We start from the raw sequence: 6032 nt of genomic DNA, 5'->3' as shown, positions 1-6032 counted from the left end.
CGCGAGGTGCAGGTCGCGCAAGCCATCATCGCCAATGCCCGCAGTGTCATGCTGGTCGCCGATTCCACGAAGCTCCGCCGCAGCGCGCCGGTGCGCATCGCCCACATGACCCAGATCCAGACCTTCGTCACCGACCAGGAGCTGCCCGAACGCCTCGCCACCATCTGCCACAGCAAGGGCATCGAAGTGGTGGAGGCGATGCCGAAGGGGGCGGATATCGATGATGCGCAGGCCGAAGCGCCGGATGCCGCGCCCGAAGCCGCGCCGGTGGTCCGGCTGAGATAGCGGCAGTCCTTCATCTTTCCTTCATCTTCCACGGCGGGGAAGCTGCCCAACCTGCTGGGCCTGCATGGTTCGAGACGCCCGCTTTGGCGGGCTCCTCACCATGAGGGTCTGAGATCTCGCGGCAAAACGCGACCTCATCCTGAGGGCCCGCCGCATGCGGGCGTCTCGAAGGATGGCCACAGGCGACCTGTCCGCCACGTTCTTCGTCTTATGCAATCGTGCTCCCCCTCCAGGGGGGGGTAGCTCTGCCCCTGCCTACTCCTTCACCCCACTGCCCACAAAAAAAGTTCCTCTTTCACTTCCTTTCGCCTCTCTTTCATCTTGCTTTCGTTTTTCGGTGTGATCTAATCAAAAACGAAAGTAGTCGCTCGAAGGAACGAGCGAATCGCCGGGGGATGCGTCTGTTGGAGCGTATTTTCGACCTCGCCATTATCGGAGGCGGTGTTAACGGCTGCGGCATCGCGCGCGACGCGGTGGGCCGTGGCAACACGGTTTTCCTGTGCGAAATGAACGATCTGGCGAGCGGGACGTCGTCCTGGTCGACCAAGCTGGTGCATGGCGGCCTGCRCTATCTCGAATATTACGAGTTTCGCCTGGTCCGCGAGGCGTTGATCGAGCGCGAGATCCTTTGGGGCATCGCGCCCCATATCATCCGTCCCCTGCGTTTCGTTTTGCCGCATCATGCCGGCCTGCGCCCGGCCTGGCTGCTGCGCCTCGGCCTCTTCCTCTATGACCATATCGGCGGTCGGCACCTGCTGCCGGCGACGCGTTCGGTCGATCTCAGGCGCGACGAGGTTGGCCGCCCGCTGATCCCGAACCGCTACAGCCGCGCGTTCGAATACTCCGACTGCTTCGTCGACGACGCCCGTCTCGTCGTGCTCAACGCGCGCGATGCCGCCGACAAGGGCGCCGAGATCCGCACCCGCACCCGCGCGACGGATATCAAGCAGTCCGACGGCACCTGGACCGTCAGCATGGTCGACACGCTGACCGGCGCGCGTTCGTCGATCCAGGCCCGCGCGCTGGTCAATGCCGGCGGCCCCTGGGTCGAGGACGTGCTCGGCCGCGGCGCCGGCGTGAACGCGAAAGCCAAGGTGCGCCTGGTGCAGGGCTCGCACATCGTGGTCAAGAAACTCTATGACCACGACCGCGCCTACATGTTCCAGAACGCGGACGGCCGCATCATCTTCGTGATCCCGTACCAGGACGACTTTACGTTGATCGGCACCACCGACCGCGACTACGACGGCGATCCCGCCAAGGTGAAGGCGACGCCCGAAGAGATCGAGTACCTCTGCGCCGCCGCGAGCGAGTATCTGGCCAAGCCGGTGACTTCAGCGGACGTGGTCTGGACCTATTCCGGCGTGCGACCGCTTTATGATGACGGCGCCAGCGAGGCCAAGGCCGCGACGCGCGACTACGTGTTCGAGCTCGACACGCCCGGCGGCGTGCCGCTGCTCTCGATCTATGGCGGCAAGATCACGACCTACCGCCGCCTCGCCGAAGAGGCGCTGGAGCGCCTTTCGCCCTATCTCCGCAGCGCGAAAGCGCGCGAGGGCTGGACCGGCAAATGGCCGCTGCCCGGCGGCGACATGGATGTGTCCGACATCGACGGGCTGATCGCCGAGCTCCAGCGCGGCTATCCCTTCCTCGCCCACGCGCATGCGCGCCGCCTCGCGCGCGCCTATGGCACCCGCGCCATCAAGCTGCTCGGCGACGCGAAATCGGCCGCCGATCTCGGCCAGACCTTCGGCGCGACGCTGACCGAGCGCGAGGTCCGCTACCTCATGGCCAACGAATGGGCTGTGACCGCCGAGGACATCGTCTGGCGCCGCTCCAAGCTCGGCCTGCGACTATCTGCTGACGAGATCGCGGCGCTTGACGACTGGATCAGGAGCCACGCTTTGCCGCAAAGTCCCCTGCTGGAAGCGGGAGGACGCTCATGACCGTCACCCTCGATCACGTGACCCGGACCGTCGATGGTGTTGCGCACATCCGCGATGTCTCGCTGACGCTCGAGAGCGGCACGCTCAACGTGCTGCTCGGGCCGACGCTGTCGGGCAAGACCTCGATCATGCGGCTGCTCGCCGGCCTCGACAAGCCGACCACGGGCAAGGTGCTGGTCAACGGCAAGGACGTCACCGGCGTCGACGTGCGCCAGCGCTCGGTCGCCATGGTCTATCAGCAGTTCATCAATTACCCCTCGTTCACGGTCTATGAGAACATCGCCTCGCCCTTGCGCGTGCAGGGCAAGCCGCGCGAGGAGATCGAGGCGCGCGTGACGGAAGCAGCAAGGCTGCTCAGGCTCGAGCCGTTCCTGAAGCGCACGCCGCTCCAGCTTTCCGGCGGCCAGCAGCAGCGCACTGCGATGGCGCGGGCGCTGGTCAAGGGCGCCGATCTCGTGCTGCTCGACGAGCCGCTCGCCAATCTCGACTACAAGCTGCGCGAGGAGCTGCGCGCCGAACTGCCGCGCATCTTCGAGGCCTCGGGCGCGATCTTCGTCTATGCCACCACCGAGCCGACCGAAGCGCTCCTGCTCGGCGGCAACACGGTGTGCATGTGGGAGGGCCAGGCGCTTCAGATCGGCGGGACGCCCAACGTCTACCGTCATCCGCAGACGCTGCGCGTCGCGCAGGTGTTCTCGGATCCGCCGCTCAACCTCGTCGGCATCGAGAAGAAGAACGGTTCCGTGCAATATGCGGGAGGCATCGCCGCGCCGGCGTCCGGCCTCTATTCCTCTCTCGCCGACGGCGCCTATCGCGTCGGTTTTCGCGCGCATCAGCTTGCGCTCGCCAATGGCGAGACCGACCGCCACGCCTTCCATGCCACGGTGACGGTGACCGAGATCACCGGTTCGGAGAGTTTCGTGCATCTGACCCGCGACGGATTGAACTGGGTGGCGGTGCTGCACGGCGTGCACGAGTTCGAGCCCGGCCAGACCATCGATGCCGTGCTCGATCCCAACGACGTCTTCGTCTTTGATGCTGCCGACCGGCTGGTCGCGGCACCCGGCAATTCGTGAGGGAGGTGCGCCATGGCCCGCATTGACCTCGTCGATCTCGCCCACTCCTACGGCGGCAATGCTGCGCCGCAGGAAAGCTTTGCGCTGAAGCCGGTGACCATGACCTGGCGGCAGGGCGGCGCCTATGCGCTGCTCGGCCCGTCCGGTTGCGGCAAGACCACGCTGCTCAACGTCATCTCCGGCATCATCACGCCGTCGCGGGGGAAAATCCTGTTCGACGGCCAGGACATCACACCGCTGTCAACCCAGAAGCGCAACATCGCCCAGGTGTTCCAGTTTCCGGTTATCTACGACACCATGACGGTGGGGCAGAATCTGGCGTTTCCGCTGAAGAACCGCGGCGTGCCGAAGGCCGAGATCGACAGGCGCGTCGCCGAGATCGGTCGCCTGCTCGACCTCGAACCCTATCTGAACCGCAAGGCGACGCGGCTCACGGCCGACGCCAAGCAGAAGATCTCGCTCGGCCGCGGCCTCGTCCGTTCCGACGTCGCCGCCGTGCTGTTCGACGAGCCGCTGACCGTGATCGATCCCGAGCTGAAATGGCAACTGCGCTCGAAGCTGAAGGCGCTGCATCGCGAGCTCGATCTCACGATGATCTACGTCACCCACGACCAGACCGAGGCGCTGACCTTCGCCGACACCGTCGTCGTCATGCATGACGGCCGCGTGGTGCAGAGCGGCACGCCGGCCGAGCTGTTCGACAAGCCGGCGCACACCTTCGTTGGCTATTTCATCGGCTCGCCCGGCATGAACATCCTGCCGGCCGAGGTGAGGGGACGCGAGGCCCGGATCGACGGTCACGTCATAGCACTGAACCGCAGCTACGATCATCTGCCCGCGGGCGCGAAGATCGAGATCGGCGTTCGGCCGGAATTCGTCGAAGCCGTCGCGCCGGCGCCGGGCCTGCTCTCCGCGAAGATCGAGCGCATCGACGACCTCGGCCGCATCCGCTTCGCGCGCACGCGCCTTGGCGACGCGAAACTCGCAGCTCGTGCGCCCGCGGGCTTCACCGGCGCGGACGGCACCGCCGGGCTGAAGTTCGATCCGTCGCATGTCCACGTCTATGCCGACAGCATTCTGGTGGAGGGAGCCGCCTGATGGACAAGACCATCAACCAAAAAGCCTGGTTCCTGGTGCTGCCGGTGTTCCTGGTCGTCGCCTTCTCGGCGGTGCTGCCGCTGATGACGGTGGTGAACTATTCGATGCAGGACACGTTCGGCAACAACCAGTTTTTCTGGAACGGCGTCGGCTGGTTCAAGGAACTGCTCGATCCCTCGACCGATCTCGGCGGCCGCTTCCTCGCCTCGCTCGGCCGCAATCTGTTCTTCTCGATGGTGATCCTCGCCATCGAGGTGCCGCTTGGCATCGTCGTCGCGCTGTCGATGCCGCGTCAGGGCTGGACGGTGGCGGCCTGCCTCGTCATCCTCGCGCTGCCGCTGCTGATCCCGTGGAATGTGGTCGGCACGATCTGGCAGATTTTTGGCCGGCCCGACATCGGCCTGCTCGGCTATGTCCTCAACCACATCGGCCTCGACTACAATTACGTCTCCAACGACATCGATGCCTGGGTCACCGTCATCGTGATGGATGTCTGGCACTGGACCAGCCTCGTCGCGCTGCTCTGCTATGCCGGCCTGAAGTCGATCCCGGAGGCCTATTATCAGGCCGCCCAGATCGACGGCGCCTCGCGCTGGGCGGTGTTCAAGGCGATCCAGCTGCCGAAGATGAACCGCGTGCTGCTGATCGCGGTGCTGCTGCGTTTCATGGACAGCTTCATGATCTACACCGAGCCGTTCGTCGTCACCGGCGGCGGACCCGGCAACTCGACCACCTTCGTCTCGATCGAGCTGGTCAAGATCGCGCTCGGCCAGTTCGACCTCGGCAAGGCCGCCGCGCTGTCGCTGGTCTACAACCTCATCATCCTGATCGTCTGCTGGATCTTCTACACCGTCATGACCAATGCCGGTGTCGAACGCAAAGTCCAGGCGGAGAGCGAGCCGGCGGTGGAGCCGAAGGCCTCGGCCGCGCTCAAGCCCGTGCCCGCGCTCAAGCCAAAGGAAGGAGTGGCCTGATGCACTCGATTCCCGGCCGTCGCCTCATCATGGGGCTGTTCCTGGTCTTCCTGCTGTTGCCGATCTACTGGCTCGTCAACATGAGCTTCAAGACCAACGCCGAGATCGTCTCGACGATGACGCTGTGGCCGCATTCCCCGACGCTGCAGCATTATAAGCGCATCTTCACCGACGAGAGCTGGTATTCCGGCTACATCAATTCGCTGGAATATGTCGTCCTCAACACCATCATCTCGATCTCGGTGGCGCTGCCGGCGGCCTATGCGTTCTCGCGCTACCGCTTCCTCGGCGACAAGCATTTGTTCTTCTGGCTGCTGTCGAACCGCATGGCCCCGGCGGCGGTCTATGCGCTGCCGTTCTTCAACCTCTATTCGGCGATCGGCCTGTTCGATACGCCCTGGGCGGTCGCGCTCGCGCACTGCATTTTCAACGTTCCGCTGGCGGTGTGGATCCTCGAAGGCTTCGTCTCCGGCGTGCCGCGCGAGATCGACGAGACCGCCTTCCTCGACGGCTATTCCTTTCCGCGCTTCTTCATCAGGATCCTGGTGCCGCTGATCGCGAGCGGCATCGGCGTCGCCGCCTTCTTCTGCTTCATGTTCTCGTGGGTCGAGCTCCTGCTCGCGCGGACGCTGACCTCGGTGCAGGCAAAACCG

General features: G+C 64.9%; 5 protein-coding genes and 1 pseudogene. All 6 read left to right on the top strand.

The features are described 5' to 3' along the window. Positions 1–285: pseudogene (locus tag AC1D00_RS22850) on the top strand (DeoR family transcriptional regulator); the annotation flags it as partial. Positions 286–680: 395 nt separating this feature from the next. Then, on the top strand, positions 681–2231 hold the full coding sequence (glpD, locus tag AC1D00_RS22845; protein WP_477012208.1) for a glycerol-3-phosphate dehydrogenase: 1551 nt from the start codon (positions 681–683) through the stop codon (positions 2229–2231). Beyond that, positions 2228–3307 carry an ABC transporter ATP-binding protein gene (locus AC1D00_RS22840; protein ID WP_027543706.1) on the top strand — a complete coding sequence of 360 codons (1080 nt, stop codon included), beginning with the start codon at positions 2228–2230 and terminating at the stop codon, positions 3305–3307. Before glpD ends, AC1D00_RS22840 begins: the two co-directional genes overlap by 4 nt. 12 nt (positions 3308–3319) lie before the next feature. Next, on the top strand, positions 3320–4405 hold the full coding sequence (locus AC1D00_RS22835) for an ABC transporter ATP-binding protein (RefSeq protein WP_404558544.1): 1086 nt from the start codon (positions 3320–3322) through the stop codon (positions 4403–4405). Further along, positions 4405–5379: a carbohydrate ABC transporter permease gene (locus AC1D00_RS22830; protein ID WP_477012207.1), complete on the top strand. Its 975-nt coding sequence runs from the start codon at positions 4405–4407 to the stop codon at positions 5377–5379. The genes AC1D00_RS22835 and AC1D00_RS22830 overlap by 1 nt, the downstream gene beginning before the upstream one ends. Continuing rightward, positions 5379–6032 (top strand): carbohydrate ABC transporter permease (locus tag AC1D00_RS22825; RefSeq protein WP_477012206.1); only part of this gene is annotated, 654 nt, incomplete at its 3' end. The genes AC1D00_RS22830 and AC1D00_RS22825, both read left to right, overlap by 1 nt.

The sequence above is a fragment of the Bradyrhizobium sp. P2_E8 genome (genome assembly GCF_056403875.1).
This window is presented reverse-complemented; position numbering and strand designations above follow the sequence as displayed.